Raw genomic sequence first — 15,979 nt, 5'->3', positions numbered from 1 at the left:
TAGTTATAGTTTTCTTGAAATGAGGATTATTTGGCGACTAAGCGATAAAGATACTCATAAGAACTTCCACTGTAGCCAGAAGAAGATTCACCTAATTGAACTTCAATGGCTTCGTATCTACTTGAAGTAGCGCCACTCGTCAGGTATTTCTCGTGGTGAGCGTAATGTGTGTCACTTGGGGAGGCATAAGGGAACACAGCCGCGTTAACCGGAATCAGAGCTTTCAGTTCCTCCTGAGTCGGAAGAGCCCAGGTTTTTAAACCACAGGTACCAGCATTCAGACGGGTAATCTCTGACTGTACATCTCTGTACGACTTGTAACGCTCATCTGCATTAGTGCTCTGAAATAACTGCCACACATAACCTGTATCGGGGTTCCTCGCACATACAGCTGCAGAACGATCAGTTACAACAGTCCCGTTTTGAGCAAGGAATTCCCAAGCAACGGGGTCTTCACGCATTAATCTCGCAACAGTCACATATTGATCATAGGTATCACCGTCAACTTCAAAGATTCGTGTGCCTGGACTTTCACTTTTACTAGCGAAAACATAGGCATATTGACGTGACGAACTCCTAGCAGCATTACTCCAATAGTAGAATCGGGTCCCTCCGCTGTAGTGAGACTTATCGTATTCTGCGAGAAGTGCTTTATGATTAGGGAACACATTGACATCAACCGTCGTACTAGCACCTTGCAGGCCAGATACAGTCGCTGTCGCTAGAGTTTCAAGCTGCGAAGGGTGAGGAACAACCCAATCACTATAGCCACACATGCGGCTACTCTTAACTGATTCTAGTCTGCCACCTGTCCCCAATAGGGACGGTATATCTGCGCCTTGACCGTTATAAACCATTTCATCTTTGCCATTTGGTAAGCCGTCTTGTAATAGCGTCCAAATACGCTTCTTACCAGCTTGACGGGTATCAAGAACACAACGCCAACCTTGAGCGTATGTCGCCGCTTTAGGTAAATATCGACCAAGCAGATCTAATTTGGCAAAGCTTCCTTCTATCATGGCGTCTGATTGAGAAACAACATACCCCGTATTGTGAGCACGATTTAGCCCATCAATTGCTGTTGTGTACAATGTGTCAACATTATGTAGAGCAATGGTTGATTTCAGCTCATTCAATAAAGCGTTGATAGAAGTGATCAATCCTACATATTGACTATTAATGCTCGCAAGCGCTGTACTGAGCCTACTCTCTAGGGCATCAGTTGTCGCATAGCCTTTTTCTAGATCATAGAGTGCAGCGTAGAGGCTCATCGTTGCTTGATGAATCGCACTGCCAGTACTTGCAGCTTGCAATACCGATTTAGCAGAAGTCATCGTGACCGCATGTTGCTGAATCAATGCTAACTTGTTGGCAAATACATAAGCCTCAATAAAGCCATCCAAGGCGTTGTTATTATTTGCCAGTTGGTTAAATTTGCTCGTGTACTCTGTTACTTTAACGATAAAGTTTGCACTTTTATAATCTGTACGCGACTGGGCTATTTGGGCTTCAAATTTTAGTTTATCGAGCGTCTCTTTGAGTTGCTCTCTTTTTGTCTTCCAACTGGAAGCAAATGCCTGAAGAGAAGCTAGTTTCGCATGAGCATCAGAACCCAACTGAGTATAAGTTTTACTCAAATTTTGGTTGTCATTCACCCACGTTGAAAGGAAGTTATTCGCAGAACTTAACTCGACGCTTTGTTGAGAGATGAAGCTGTCAATCGTACTAAGTTGCGAGGTAACATCGGCGACAAGTTCAGAACCAGTAGCCAACTGCCATTTCACAAATGCATATTTGCTGTAATAACTTGGCGAGGTATCTTTTAAACCATTTTTGTAAGCAACCGCTTTACCAACCTCATCAGCCCAAACCGTATAGTAGTCTGAAATCAAGTATGAGCGAGCAAAGCTAGGCAACGTATCACGGCTCCGCGTAGACAGCGTTAATACTTCTGTTTTTTTTGGTAAAGTCCAATGCTTGATACCACACTTGTTAAGTGCATTGACTTCGGCGAACACTTCTTCCGCATTCGATTCAGAGATATACATCCAGAATGTCGGCTCTCCATCACCTTGACTGCCATACACAGCAATGCACTGCGTATCATAGGTGTTCCAACCATTATACAAACTGTAACCAGAGGCCTGATTCCAGCTTGCCATCGGTACGTACTGAATAGGCCCAAATTGTCCAGTTAGTGACGTAGCCCATAAAACACTTCCCGATGGATTATCTTTACCTGTGATAGCGTTCTTCTTGATACGTAGACCAACATGACTTTTGTCGTAAGCTTTAGGCCCAACAAACTGGGGATTGCTGGTTACCGCGTTCCATGTAGCTCCTTGATCAACGGTAAATTCGTAATGTTCAGGTCTGTTATAATTTTCACCACTATTGACGTAATCCCAACCAATCATATTGGGCGCTATGGAGTTGTTCGCTACTTTAATCTCGCCACCTGTTGGCGCAGGTAACTTTGGTGTCTCTGTAAACGGCTGTGGGTTAAAAGCTGCCGCACCTGCTGGCATACCATTGTGAGTATTGGCGCGAACGCGGACCTGAACGACACCAATTGATTTCGCGATATCACCAACAACAATAGGTTTAACGAGGGCAGGTGTCCAATTAGAACCTGAATCTGCTGACCATTCATAATTTGCCAATTCACTAAAACCAGCAACATTAGCCCAATCTAGTGTGTTGGCATAATCGTCTACCACTAAATTGGTCGGTGCGGTTGGCGCATCAGGCTGCTTAGTAAATACAGAATTATTAGATAGAACGGTACCAGCCGGGCGACCATTGAGTGGGTTCGCTTTTACACGGATTTGAATACTGTTTTGCGCATAAGCGCGATCTTGTAGCGTGATAGGTTTGTTCACTACAGAAGCCCAATCACCAGATTCAATACTGACTTCATAATCAGCTGCCGCCTCAAAACCAGCAACCCAAGTCCAATCGAATGTATTAGCGGCATCATTAACAATACCGTTTGTGGGTGCTGCTGGCGCCATAGGGGTTACAGTATATGGTTTGTCATTGCACAGTAAGCTGCCTGTTGCATTGCTTGCCCCAGCTTTAACGCGAACGCAAACTTTACCGGCATGGTAGTTAATGTCAGGAATCGATTGAGGGTTTGTCGTAACTGCTTGGAAGCTTTGACCACCATCAATAGAGAGCTCATATAGGTTTGGTTGTTGGTAACCGGAAACTAGTGTCCACCCAAACTGGTTATTAGCATCATCCACTACTGGCGACGTAGGAGAAGCCGGTTTATTCAATACTTTGGTAAAAGCTTGGCCAATAATCAGCTCTGTACCAACAGGGCGACCGTCCAGCGGATTCGCTTTAACACGTACGCGGATTGTCTTGGCGCTGAGTGCGACATTCCCCACCACGTGAGGGTTAGACGTCAGTTGCTGCCACCCAGATCCTAAATTTACTTGGTAGTTTTGCAATGCATCAAAACCAGCAACAAGCTGAATCTCAAACAAATCCGCGTTATCATCGGCGCGTAGCAATGTTGGTGCACTTGGCGCTGTTGGGGTTACCGTCATCGGCTTAGCGGACTTAGCTGTTAACCCTGCCGGGCGTGCTGAGTTAAAGTCTTCTCGCACGCGTAGCTTAAGGTCACCTGCCGCTATTGCGATATCCGCTACCTTTTGTGGTTTAGCGTTGACAATGTGCCATGTACGGCCACCATCAACTGTGAATTCATAGTCACTAAGACGCGCAAAACCCGCCGAGTGTTGCCAGTCAAAAATGTTATTGGCGTCATTCACGACAAGGAGGGTTGGTGCTGTTGGCACTTGAGTCTCGGTGAACGCCTTCGATGATTCTAGCGCTTTACCTGCAGCAATGAATTTAATAGGTTTAGCAGCCACACGAATCTGAACTGCACCGACCGCTTTTTCGCTTTCACCTACTGAGATCGGTTTTTGCGTTACCGTGGTCCAAGTGACCCCGCCATCTAACGAATACTCATAGTCAGAGAGCGAGCGAAATGGTTTTACCATAGTCCAATCAAACGTATCTGCAGAGTCATTAATGACACCATTTTTCGGCGCGCGTGGAACCATAGTGACCGTGCTACCTTGTATATCAGCATGGTCGACTTTAAGTTCATCACGGTAGTCAATAGCTATCTGATCCAAAGCTTGCTCTGCGTTTTGAGCACCATGTGACAGCTTATCAGTGCGCTGTTTCATCGCAGTTAGATCTAAGGTTGCTAGGCGATTCATTGAACCTTTGCGAGCAAACTCTTCAGTCACACCATTATCTTTTGACGCATCTTGTGCCGATTGAATCACTCGAGTAATTCCGCGGGCAAGCATGTGGATCTGTTGGCTTTCAGAACTTGTTCCAGAAACATAGTCAGATTTAAGTACATCTTCTGAAATGTTGAGTTCACCAGCAAGCGTACGAGCTGCCTGATCAAAGCTTTCTCCAGATAACTGTGCCAAGCTTGCAATCATTGACGTCATAGGGCTCACAATATCAGAGTGAGTTGCCGGAGACTCTAGGGTAAAGTCTTTGGTAATTGTCTGGTTGGGATTATCCAAATCAACGGTTAGGTTTGCCACAGCTTCAACGAGAATACTATAGCCTTGAATACTACCTTCCACCGGCAATTCATATTTGCCTTGAGAGTTTGTTTTGACAACGGATCCATCGCCGCTGTCACAAATTGAGTTTTTGTTTTTGTCTAGACAAACATTGGCGTTAACAAGGTATCCATCCATAACAACGCCGGATAAACGGTGACTTGCCGTAGGTTCTGCCGATGGTGCTAACTTGCTGTCAGATTCACTTCCCCCACCACACCCAATAAGCGCGACCGATATGGCTCCAGCCCCAAGCTTTTTGACCAGTATTCCCACCGTTCAAACTCCAAATTTATAAAACAATCACAGAAATGAGCGGGAATATTAATTTAAATGATATTTGTTATCAATATCATTTGATCTTTTATTTTGCCTAGTGATTAAATGGTAGGGATAAATACTAGGTACATTAGAAATTGATAAAATAATTGGTTATATATGCTCAAAAAACACACAGTATGCAACTTAGCCCTCAGTATATCGAGTGCTCTGTTGCTCTCCGCATGCGGTGGTAGTTCTAGTGACTCAAACACTCCCACTACGACATCAAACGTATATAGTTATTCAGGCCTACCTCAATGTGCAGACACAGACGCAGATGGCGTTTGCAGCGCCCTTGAGCAGCAGATTTCTTACAGCGGAAACTATGCGCGAATCGTTAATGACAATGGGGCGATATTAACAGCCCATAAAGACTCAGAACTCGTCTCTCCGTTCACTACTTTAATCTACAATGAAGTACTGTTTAACCCAGCATTAAAAGGTGAACCTAAAAGCGCAGAAATCTATTTACAAACAGCGTTGGGAGATAAGTTAGGGGTTAACTTTTCGAGTGCGTCTACTACTCACGGACCCAAACAACAGACTGAGATTTTGCTAAATTCATTGCGCCAAGCACAAGTTCAAGGACAACATAATCCTTTGGTAAATATAGCCCATGCTGTCGATGTAATGATTGCTAATCAAACGCTTGACTTATCTGGCTTTGACCTTAGAACTCAACCCAATAGGCATGTTTCATTTGATAACCAGCTTACCATACATGGTTCACAGGCCAATTCTGACTTGGTCGGAGCAAAATCGGTTGCGTTCAACCCCGCGAATAGCAAAATTGTCTACGTTGACGCGACAGACAACATCAAACAGATTGATATCACCAATTCAAACCGTGCAGTACTGGCAACTCGCACGATTGACGCTTACTCTTCGGCATCTTCAGATGACGACGATGACGATGACGACCATAAACACGGCGGAAGTATTCTCGACCTGCTAGGTTATCAGCCTAAAGCACATCAGCTCGTACAGGTTGTACCAGCACTAAACAGTGTTCAATCTTACAAGCTTTATCAACCTAAAACAGGTTCTGTCAGTATGCGCAGCACTGTTTGTGATACAACGGGTTCGAGCGGTATTTTCTTAACCAGTTTACAAGACAAGTCGACTCAATCTCGTTCGATGACAATAAAGAAAGTAGACGCATACGCGAGTGCCTCAGGGAGTACCGTCCCTCCTACGCCAAAGCCCGTACCAACAAACCCTGATACCAATCTATCTGCGAAACGTTGCTTCAATGACAACTTCAACTGGATTCAACCACTTTATTCACAGAAAGCTATTATTGCAGAGCTGGACGATGGATTTAGCTCTAACGACTATTTGCGTAGACTTAACGCAGACACCCTCGCCATGGAAACTCAAAGCTACACCCTTAGTTCAACCCAAAATCTCGTCGTCCCTTCTCTCGATGAGACTGAGTTACTGGTCGTGGATGACGGCGGAAACGCAAATGCCGTATTGCTTAACTCTAAAACTCTAAAACCAACCGCACCTAAGGAAATTGGCGTAAATAATGCTTCAACCGCAGCCTTTGCAATTAACAATCTGTTGGTATTTGGTCTGAAGAGTAACAAAATCATTTGGGTTGAAAAAAACACATCAGCTAACCAAATTCAATCGTTTGATGTCGATGGCACCGTGCGTCTACTTAAATCTTCCCCTAATGGGAAGTTCTCGGCAGCGGTAACAAATAGTTCTTTGTATATATTGAACAACAGCTCACGCAGTTCCATCAAAAAGATCGCTATAGCAGGTAATGATGTCAAAGAACTTATTGTTCTTAACAACAAGGCTGTCGCAGTTAAAAACAATGGCTTAGACTATGTGCAATTTAGCAATATCTCTGGACCAAAACTTAAAGTTGCGGCTCAGTTAATCACTAATTCGCTCAAAGACCAGTGGGCAAGCACTCCAGGGATGAACTGGAACACTTCAAACTTCGGCTATATCCTCGAAAAAACCGGAGTCACTCAACAGGTTGCCACTCAGTTCGACAATATCGAAATCACCTGGCTACCCGCGGGCGTGTCTCAGGCAAGCAGTGTGACAGGGGCCAACATTAGTGGCTTAGATAGAGGGCGATGGATCACCTTATATAAATCCATGTAGTAGCAAAAAAGCAGCACCAGATAACGGTTCTTGGGGGTCAGGAGCTTATTGCATCAGGTGCTGCTTATTTTTACCAGTTCAAAAGTTGAATCAGGCCTATTAGCGCGACCTTCTCTAATAAGGATGAGCTACTCTCTAGCCTTGTTCGGTAGTAAGCACTGAGTAATTGTTCACGTTTATGAATGTCCATTTTTTCCTCCTAGGTCGCTTACTATTTTGCGCCTTAATACGGAATAGAAAAACAGCCAAAATAATGATAGTTCGTTCCCTATAAAAACAGAAATGACAAATTGGCTGCTAAAAATAGTGGTAATTTGGCAAAACTAGGAACAAAATCAACTGAGATAATTCTTGTTTGTTGAGTATTTTGTTGTGTCTGATCTAAATCTATTGCGCTATTACACTCGTTTAGTTCCATTGGGTGTTGGTATGGAACACAAAACGACGTTACCTATCGTAGCCGATGCCTTGTTTACCACTCCAAGACACGCCCGTAACTTGCTCAATCAAATGTTTGAACTCTCATGGCTATCATGGACCCCAAAACCTGGTCGAAACCAACGCTCAACGCTGCTACTTAATCTGCAATTAGACGAACTCAAAGCACAACTCGCAGCAAAGAGAATCTTGGAGGGAAAATATGAAAAAGCCCTATCGATACTTGATGACAATGAACTGGCTTTTGGCAGACTGCTACAAAGCACTTCGGGTGCGTCAATTCGAGAAGGCCTGCTGCACATTCAGCTTACTTATAAACGTCCTTTTGAACGCTTAGTCCCTCACCAATTGCAACGCTCTAGCGAACGATATTTACTGCGCCAGATATACTGTTGTTTGGTATCTAGCGGAGCCAATGGAACTCTGGAACCACAACTTGCCCATCATTGGTACTATGATGAAACGAGTCTTGAATGGAGCTTTTATCTTCGACCTGGATTAACTTTTCACAATGGTGAGGCAATTAATGAAATTACTGTCGTCGACCTGTTTCAAAAGCTAGCAACGCTAGAAGATTATCAAAGTGAGTTGCATCACTTAGTCGATGTTTCTTCACCCATGCCCAATAAAATCATCTTCAAACTTTCTAAACCTGATCTCGGTTTTGGTGGTCTTATATCAGGGGTCAAATACTCTATCCAACCTGTCACACAAATCAACAATTCAATGATCAAACAAGTCGTTGGCTGTGGCCCCTTTGAAGTCACTGAACACTCTGACAGTAAGCTCTGTTTGCAAGCTTTTGAACGATTCTATGCCTGCCGAGCCTTAACTGATCAAGTCACCATCTGGCATCTTGATGAATCCGATCTAGAGAATAAGCAAATTCAAACTAACCAGCCCGGCGCTCAGTCTAGCAATAACTGTAATTATTATGTCTCTCATGCTGTTAGCCAACATGTAGATCGCAACGTGCAGCAAAGTCGAACGGAAGATGGTTGTATGTTTGTGCTCTTCAACCAATGTAGTGAAATTGAGTTGAACGACAAACAACGACGCTTCCTTTCAACCTATTTCACCCCCGATAAAGTGTTCGATTACCTAGACAACCACAACCTCCTGTTCGGTTGTGAAATTGCCCATAACCTGCTGCCGATGTGGCATAAGATAACTCGTCCAGCAATGCCTCAAGAACCTCTCCCACACAAGTTGAGCATTGCCACCTATGACTACAGTTCACTACGAAATTGCGCTTTGGCAGTAAAACACCTGTTGGAGCAATTTGGTGTTAAGGTCTCCATTAACAATTATAGCTATCGTCAACTGACAGCCCTAGCCGACTCTGGTCAATTACAAGAATCCATCATCATTACTAATATTAACCTTGATGATAATAGACACGCTTCTGCGTTCAATAGCCTTTATCACAACCCAGTCATTCAGCGCTGTATCGGTGAGGAGTCGAAGATATGGTTACTTGATAGGCTGAACGAGCTTCGCTCAAAAACAGAACTACATGACTATCTAGATGCTCTTGAACCCATAGCTTCAGCGCTGATCAATCAATATTGGCTCTCACCTCTGTTTCATCATCGCCAGACATTACGCTTCCAAGGTGTACTTAAGGATGTCGCACTCACTAACTGGGGATGGCCGGATATTAAAAATGTTTGGTCTACCAACTAATGTAATTTTTATCGCACAGCGTTAATCATTCGAACTCGAAATATAAAACCCTCGTAAATCGGTTATACTGCGTAATTTTCCGTGACCATAGTGCCGTTTTTTGCTGGCAATTGTTTTATTTTTGTCACAAAAAACATCAACACTGGTTCACAGAGTCAACATATTAATTTGAACTCTAAATATCAATTCGCTACTTTTATAACGTATTCATTAAAAAGGAAATTACAATGAAACTAAAAACGGCTGCATTACTAACCCTAAGCGCAACCGCTTTCCATGTCCAAGCTGAAGAGTGTGGCAAGGTTACAATCGCTGATATGAACTGGAACTCTGCAACAGTGATTGCCAACGTAGACAAATTTATTCTAGAGCACGGTTATGGCTGTGAAGCCGAATTAATACCCGGTGATACGATGCCAACAGGCACATCTATGATTGAAAAAGGTCAACCGGATGTTGCACCCGAGTTATGGAGCAACAGCCTTAAAGATGCATTAGACAAAGGTGTTGCCGAAAAACGCCTTCGCTATGCGGGAAAATCTCTCGTAGATGGCGGTGAAGAAGGTTTTTGGGTTCCGGCCTATCTGGTCAAACAGTATCCTGAGATTGCCACGATCGAAGGCGTTAAAAAACACGCTAAGTTGTTTGAACACCCAGAAGACCCAGACCATTCCGCCTTTTATAGCTGCCCTGCAGGTTGGAACTGCCAAATCAGCGCAGGTAACTTATTTAAAGCCTTAGGCTTAGACAACTCTGGTTTTACCATTGTTGATCCTGGCTCAAGTGCCGGTTTATCCGGTGCTATAGCTAAAGCCTATGAACGTGAAGAAGCTTGGTTTGGCTACTATTGGGCACCCACTGCAGTACTAGGCAAGTATGAGATGGTCAAAGTCGACTTTGGCAGTGGCGTTGATGAATCAGAGTTTGTCGGCTGTACAACACAAGCTGAATGTGAGTCGCCAAAAGCGACCATGTATCCACCGTCACCTGTGCATACAATTACTACCGAAGAGTTCGCAAGCCGCGCGCCACAAGCTTATGACTATTTCACTAAGCGTGGGTTCAGCAATGCCGATATGAACCAGCTTCTAGCCTGGATGGAAGACAACCAAGCAGATGGTGAAGAAGCGATGTTCCACTTCCTAGAAGAGTACCCACAAATCTGGCAAGCATGGGTGCCGAAAAATGTTGCAAACAAAGTGAAGCAAGCACTTTAGTACCAATAGCATAAGAAACCTATATAGCGCATGACGCGCTATGCTTTAGATGTACTCCTTCGCTACCTATGTAGCGAGGGAGAATAAAAGGAACTTATTGATGTCAAATGAAAGCTGGTTCAACAGCTTCCCTGAAATGGAGCGCTCAGATCTAAGAGCAATCCGCAAAACGCTTGATGGCGCATATCGAGATTTCTCCCGCGAGTATGGCGACCTAATCGAATCTTTCTTCGACCCACTTTTATCTTTTTTAATCTGGTTTGAAAAACTTCTTCTTTCAACGCCCTGGATGATCGTTCTCGCGGTTAGTACTGGTCTTGTTTATGCCGCTAGCCGTTCTTGGAGATTGGCCGTTGGTTGTTTTGTCTCGTTAATACTGATCGGCTACTTCGGAATGTGGGAAGACACAATGCGCACCTTGAGCATTATCACTGTCTGTACCATGCTGTCCATCGTGCTAGGAATTCCAATTGGTATTGCTATGGCTCGATCTAATCGTGTTCAATCGATAGTCACTCCAATGCTCGATGTAATGCAAACCATGCCAGCTTTCGTTTACTTAATTCCGGTCGTGATGCTGCTTGGTATTGGTAAAATCCCAGGTCTTATCGCAGTTGTCATTTACGCTATTCCACCGGTTATTCGCCTTACCAATCTCGGCATCCGCTTAGTAGACAAAGAAGTACTAGAGGCTTCCACAGCCTTTGGAGCCAGCGCCAAACAACGCTTGTTTGGTGTCCAGCTTCCCCTTGCAATGCCAACTATCATGGCAGGTATCAACCAAACCATCATGATGGCACTGTCTATGGTCGTGATCGCCTCAATGATTGGCGTAAAAGGACTCGGTCAGCCCGTTTTAAAATCGATTACTAACCAATATTTCACCCTCGGCCTACTCAACGGCTTTGCGATCGTTGCTCTCGCAATCCTATTTGATCGAGCATCCCAAGCCTACGCAAAACGAACACAAGCTCATTTAGGAGATCTAAAGCATGACTAAACCACTTATAGAGATCAGTGGCTTATATAAGGTTTTTGGTCAAAAGCCTAAGTCAGTGATGGAGCGTGTAAAGCAAGGTGAAAGTAAAGACAAAGTACTGGCTGAAACCGGGCATACGGTTGGCTTGAAAGAGATTAACCTGCAAATCAACCAAGGCGAAATATTTGTCATTATGGGGCTATCTGGCTCAGGAAAATCAACCTTGATTCGCCACTTCAATCGCCTTATTGATCCCACTGAAGGTCAGATTCTGGTTGAAGGTACCGATGTGATGCAACTTAGCCAAACGGAGCTTGAAGAGTTTCGTCGTCACAAAATGTCGATGGTATTCCAACGCTTTGGCCTACTACCCCACCGAACTGTGGTTGATAACGTTGCCTACGGATTAGAGATTCAACGGGTCGAAAAATCTCAACGGCTACAAAAGGCGAACCAGTGGCTTGATACAGTAGGGTTAAAAGGTTATGAGAACCAGTACCCGTCTCAGCTTTCAGGTGGTCAACAGCAGCGTGTCGGCTTAGCTCGCGCTCTGTGTACAGATGCTGAAATACTATTAATGGATGAGGCATTTTCGGCCCTCGATCCATTAATCCGCAGCGAAATGCAAGATCAGCTAATCGAGCTACAAGAGAAGCTACACAAAACCATTATTTTCATTACCCACGACCTAGATGAAGCACTTCGGTTGGGTGATAGAATCGCTATTCTCAAAGATGGCGAGTTGGTGCAGCAAGGAACACCTGATGAAATCTTACTTCACCCTGCCGACGATTACGTAGAGGCATTCGTCAAAGATGTAAACCGGGCCCGCGCCCTAACCGTTGAAACGGTGATGAACCCACCCGCCTATCGCATAACGGCCAATACAATCCAAGAAGCCATTGCCCAAATGAAAGGCTTTAAACAAAATTATGCTTACCACGTAACAGAAGATGGGTACCAAGGCGTATTAACCAAAGAAGGGCTACTAGACGCGGCGAAAGATACGGCTACAGCAGAAGAAATCAAACAAGAGTTCTACGAAGAAGTTCCGGCGGTTTCTCCAGATGCTGCGATTGAGGAAGTGTTGGTCGATACTATGTCGTATGACTACTCATTACCTGTTGTCGACGAAGATGGCAACTTACAAGGTGAACTTGAACGTAGTGCTGTCGCAGAAATATTCTCTGACAATACTGAGGAGGAAGTCTCTCCTTCCCCAAAGCTAGATAAGGTCTCTTAGACTTCTGAATACAAAAACGCCACTTGCGACACAAGTGGCGTTTTTATAATTCCAATTGTTATGGTTCGTAATTTGGATTCATCAATGAATAACGATACTCTTGGTCAGCTTTACCTTCGACAATCATATGCAGTAAAACAAGCCCTGTCATACTCACCCCACACTTAACATCACATGGTGCGTCGTATTCAAGCTCGACAGGCAGTGATAAGTCCGTCGCTGCTAGCGGTGTAGCCGTGTCCTGATGCTCTACCAACAGCCCTGCATCTTCAAGTTCAGGAAGCGAATACAGAAACAATTCTTGTTGTGTATCGGCAGCAGACACTATCTTCGTCGTCGCCAACCATAAAACACTCACAAGCGCGAGTTGGTTCAGTTTCATAAATTAGCCAAGTTTACAAATTCCCTTGCATTATAACTCGCAGCTATCAATCAGCAAACAAAAAAGCTCCCGAAGGAGCTTTCAGTAATTGAGTATAAAAGGTCGATTACTTGTTATTACGGCGCGCTTCAACGGCATCAGCGAGTTGACGAAGCACCTTCTCTGTATCATCCCAACCAATACACGCATCAGTGATTGACTGACCATAAGTTGGTGCTTGACCATCAACTAGATCTTGGCGACCTTCGACTAGGTGAGATTCAATCATCACACCAAAAATAGCCTGCTCACCACCTGCAAGTTGACCTGCAACATCTTCAGCAACCACCATTTGGCGCAGGTATTGTTTAGAGCTGTTCGCATGACTGAAGTCAATCATCACTTTCTGTGGTAAGCCCGATGCTTCTAGCTCTTGCTTGATAGTGCCAACATGGTCAGCGCTATAGTTTGGCTCTTTGCCGCCACGTAGAATAATATGACAGTCTGGGTTACCCGCGGTTTCGATGATTGCAGAGTGGCCGTATTTCGTTACTGACAAGAAATGGTGCGAAGCACTTGCGCTGCGAATCGCATCCGACGCAATTTTAATGTTGCCGTCAGTACCATTTTTAAAGCCAACTGGGCAAGAAATACCAGAGGCAAGTTCACGGTGAACCTGAGATTCTGTCGTACGCGCACCGATTGCGCCCCAGCTAATCAAATCAGCCACATACTGAGGAGTAATCATATCTAGGAATTCACTTGCCGTTGGCATTCCCATGTCAGTTAGGTCTAGTAGCAGTTTACGCCCCATGCGTAAGCCGTCATTGATCTTAAAGGTATCGTTTAGGTACGGGTCATTAATAAGCCCTTTCCAACCGACAGTAGTACGCGGTTTTTCAAAGTAGACACGCATAACCACTTCTAGGCGGTCGCCTAGCTCATCACGCAGTACTTTTAAACGCTTGCCGTACTCAATCGCCGCCTCTGGATCGTGAATCGAGCAAGGACCGATGATCACAAGCAAGCGGTCATCTTTGCCTTTTAAGATATTTGAGATGGCTTCACGAGAACGAAACGTAGTCGAAGAAGCAGATTCAGTTGCAGGAAACTTCTCTAAAACCGCAACTGGAGGTAATAACTCTTTGGATTTGTTAATTCGTACATCATCAGTTTGAAACATTGCTACTTCTTCCTATTACTCTTGGTTGAACGCATCACCTAAACTATGTGGTGAAAAAACGTTCACGCTTTCTAATTCCTGTTCTGTGTAACTTATCTATCAAAAACCAAGGTTGCAACCACTATTTTAAATAAAAGGCAATATTTCTAACATTTTTACATTTTACATAGACTGTAAAGATTAAGTTACACCCTAATAAATAAGGCGCTAGCAGAGTTTTTATACCAGTTTTCTATACCACCAGATGCATTATCAATCTGATATTGATAAGGTATTAGCACAATAACAAAAGCGGCAGATCAGGCATGCACGCCATTGAATTTACGAACGTTAGTAAGTGGTATGGGCAATTCCAAGCACTAAAAAATATTAATCTATGCGTACGAAAAGGGGAGATTTTGGTTGTCTGCGGTCCTTCAGGCTCAGGTAAGTCGACCCTGATCCGAACCATTAATGGACTTGAAGCACTCGAACAAGGGATAATATCCGTATTAGGCAAACGCAACTCAGCATTAAATCCAGGGCAAGTGGGAATGGTGTTCCAGCACTTTAATCTATTTCCCCATCTGACTGTGCTTGAAAACTTAACACTTTCACCAATACGCACGCTTAAACTGAGCAAGGAAAACGCCTATCAGCGCGCGCTTCATTTTCTGAAACGGGTGAATATTGAAGAACAGGCCAACAAATACCCGGTGCAGCTTTCTGGCGGACAGCAACAAAGAGTCGCCATTGCCCGCTCTCTATGCATGCAACCAGAAATTCTACTCTTCGATGAGCCTACTTCTGCACTCGATCCAGAGACAATTCAAGAAGTTTTAGATGTCATGACAGACTTAGCGCAAGATGGCATCACGATGATCTGCGTAACGCATGAAATGGGGTTTGCGAAAAAAGTCGCAGACAGAGTGATCTTTATGGATCAAGGGCAAATACTTGAAATGGCAACACCAGAGCAACTCTTTTCTGCCCCAAGTCATCCAAGAACGCAGCAGTTCTTAGCGCAGATCCTGAGTCACTGACAATGAAAAGAGTATTCCAACCCATTCTGTCAGCAGTATTGCAAATCACCTTACTTATCTTAGCCCTGTTCTGGTTACTCGATTCTGGAGCCAAAAGTATGGGTTATCAATGGCAGTGGGAGCGCGTTCCCGATTTCATCACTTTTTATGAAGATGGAGAATGGTGGCCTGCTGAGTTAGTCGAAGGGCTGATAGTTACCATCAAAGTCTCGGCAATCAGTTTAGGTTTTACGCTAGCGATCGGATTGACTACCGCGCTGCTAAAACTGTCTAACTCTTGGGTTGGTCGAAATCTCGCTACTGTTTACATCGAAGCAATACGCAATACGCCACTGCTGGTGCAGATATATTTGCTCTACTTTGTCTTTGGCCCAGTTATCGGTTTAGATAGGTTTTCCACAGCGGTTCTAGCTCTGTCACTTTTTCAAGGCGCTTATACCGCAGAGATCTTTCGCGGTGGTTTAAATAGCATCCCGAAAGGTCAGTTTGAAGCCTCTAAATCCTTAGGGCTTAACTCATTTTTTACTTACTACGATGTGATCTTACCACAACTGATTCAACGAACACTCCCTCCACTAACCAACGAAGTTGTATCTCTAATCAAGAACTCTTCCATTGTCAGTGTAATGGCTATCTTCGATTTAACTACCGAAGGACGAAACATTGTCTCGGAGACAGCCATGCCATTTGAGATTTGGTTTACAGTGGCAGCTATCTACCTGGCTCTAACACTGACATTGTCAGGGCTCTCTGCTTGGCTAGAACATAAACTCGGCGCAAGTTGGCGCACACAATAGA

Annotated in this window: 10 protein-coding genes; 7 read left to right on the top strand and 3 right to left on the bottom strand. The window is 44.3% G+C overall.

The features are described 5' to 3' along the window. Window positions 1-26: 26 nt before the first annotated feature. On the bottom strand, window positions 27-4,880 hold the full coding sequence (locus tag APB76_RS15695) for a DUF1566 domain-containing protein (RefSeq protein WP_054961877.1): 4,854 nt from the start codon (window positions 4,878-4,880) through the stop codon (window positions 27-29). A 162-nt stretch (window positions 4,881-5,042) separates the two neighbouring features. On the opposite strand from APB76_RS15695, the gene APB76_RS15690 reads away from it, so the two are divergent. The 5 genes from APB76_RS15690 (at window position 5,043) to APB76_RS15670 (ending at window position 12,615) form a co-directional block, all read left to right on the top strand. Continuing rightward, window positions 5,043-7,052, top strand: coding sequence for a hypothetical protein (locus APB76_RS15690; RefSeq protein ID WP_237767917.1), 2,010 nt, complete (start codon window positions 5,043-5,045; stop codon window positions 7,050-7,052). A gap of 372 nt (window positions 7,053-7,424) precedes the next feature. After that, complete coding sequence (locus tag APB76_RS15685) at window positions 7,425-9,176, top strand: SgrR family transcriptional regulator (protein ID WP_054961947.1); 1,752 nt, start codon at window positions 7,425-7,427, stop codon at window positions 9,174-9,176. 227 nt (window positions 9,177-9,403) lie between these two features. Continuing rightward, window positions 9,404-10,393, top strand: a complete 990-nt coding sequence (locus tag APB76_RS15680; RefSeq protein WP_054961876.1) for an ABC transporter substrate-binding protein — start codon at window positions 9,404-9,406, stop codon at window positions 10,391-10,393. A gap of 100 nt (window positions 10,394-10,493) precedes the next feature. Continuing rightward, window positions 10,494-11,393 carry an ABC transporter permease gene (locus APB76_RS15675; RefSeq protein WP_054961875.1) on the top strand — a complete coding sequence of 300 codons (900 nt, stop codon included), beginning with the start codon at window positions 10,494-10,496 and terminating at the stop codon, window positions 11,391-11,393. Further along, window positions 11,386-12,615, top strand: a complete 1,230-nt coding sequence (locus APB76_RS15670) for a quaternary amine ABC transporter ATP-binding protein (RefSeq protein ID WP_054961874.1) — start codon at window positions 11,386-11,388, stop codon at window positions 12,613-12,615. The genes APB76_RS15675 and APB76_RS15670 overlap by 8 nt, the downstream gene beginning before the upstream one ends. A gap of 58 nt (window positions 12,616-12,673) precedes the next feature. Here APB76_RS15670 and APB76_RS15665 read toward each other — a convergent pair whose 3' ends face one another. Further along, the gene (locus APB76_RS15665; RefSeq protein ID WP_054961873.1) at window positions 12,674-12,997 is read right to left on the bottom strand and encodes a hypothetical protein; all 324 of its coding nucleotides are present in this window, start codon (window positions 12,995-12,997) and stop codon (window positions 12,674-12,676) included. Between the two features lie 106 nt (window positions 12,998-13,103). Next, complete coding sequence (gene aroG, locus APB76_RS15660) at window positions 13,104-14,159, bottom strand: 3-deoxy-7-phosphoheptulonate synthase AroG (RefSeq protein WP_054961872.1); 1,056 nt, start codon at window positions 14,157-14,159, stop codon at window positions 13,104-13,106. A gap of 305 nt (window positions 14,160-14,464) precedes the next feature. On the opposite strand from aroG, the gene APB76_RS15655 reads away from it, so the two are divergent. Together APB76_RS15655 and APB76_RS15650 are read left to right on the top strand one after the other, a co-directional pair. Further along, the gene (locus APB76_RS15655) at window positions 14,465-15,181 is read left to right on the top strand and encodes an amino acid ABC transporter ATP-binding protein (protein ID WP_049843331.1); all 717 of its coding nucleotides are present in this window, start codon (window positions 14,465-14,467) and stop codon (window positions 15,179-15,181) included. Window positions 15,182-15,183: 2 nt separating this feature from the next. After that, complete coding sequence (locus APB76_RS15650) at window positions 15,184-15,978, top strand: amino acid ABC transporter permease (RefSeq protein WP_074181715.1); 795 nt, start codon at window positions 15,184-15,186, stop codon at window positions 15,976-15,978. Window position 15,979: the final 1 nt, after the last annotated feature.

Source organism: Vibrio bivalvicida (genome assembly GCF_001399455.2).
Taxonomy (GTDB): domain Bacteria; phylum Pseudomonadota; class Gammaproteobacteria; order Enterobacterales; family Vibrionaceae; genus Vibrio; species Vibrio bivalvicida.
This window is presented reverse-complemented; position numbering and strand designations above follow the sequence as displayed.

What these genes read in the sequence shown, in the direction of transcription:
- APB76_RS15690 (WP_237767917.1), top strand. Translation starts at nt 5,043, where the DNA reads ATGCTCAAAAAACACACAGTATGCAACTTAGCCCTCAGTATATCGAGT.
- APB76_RS15680 (WP_054961876.1), top strand. Translation starts at nt 9,404, where the DNA reads ATGAAACTAAAAACGGCTGCATTACTAACCCTAAGCGCAACCGCTTTC.
- APB76_RS15675 (WP_054961875.1), top strand. Translation starts at nt 10,494, where the DNA reads ATGTCAAATGAAAGCTGGTTCAACAGCTTCCCTGAAATGGAGCGCTCA.
- APB76_RS15670 (WP_054961874.1), top strand. Translation starts at nt 11,386, where the DNA reads ATGACTAAACCACTTATAGAGATCAGTGGCTTATATAAGGTTTTTGGT.
- APB76_RS15665 (WP_054961873.1), bottom strand. Translation starts at nt 12,997, where the DNA reads ATGAAACTGAACCAACTCGCGCTTGTGAGTGTTTTATGGTTGGCGACG.
- aroG (WP_054961872.1), bottom strand. Translation starts at nt 14,159, where the DNA reads ATGTTTCAAACTGATGATGTACGAATTAACAAATCCAAAGAGTTATTA.
- APB76_RS15655 (WP_049843331.1), top strand. Translation starts at nt 14,465, where the DNA reads ATGCACGCCATTGAATTTACGAACGTTAGTAAGTGGTATGGGCAATTC.
- APB76_RS15650 (WP_074181715.1), top strand. Translation starts at nt 15,184, where the DNA reads ATGAAAAGAGTATTCCAACCCATTCTGTCAGCAGTATTGCAAATCACC.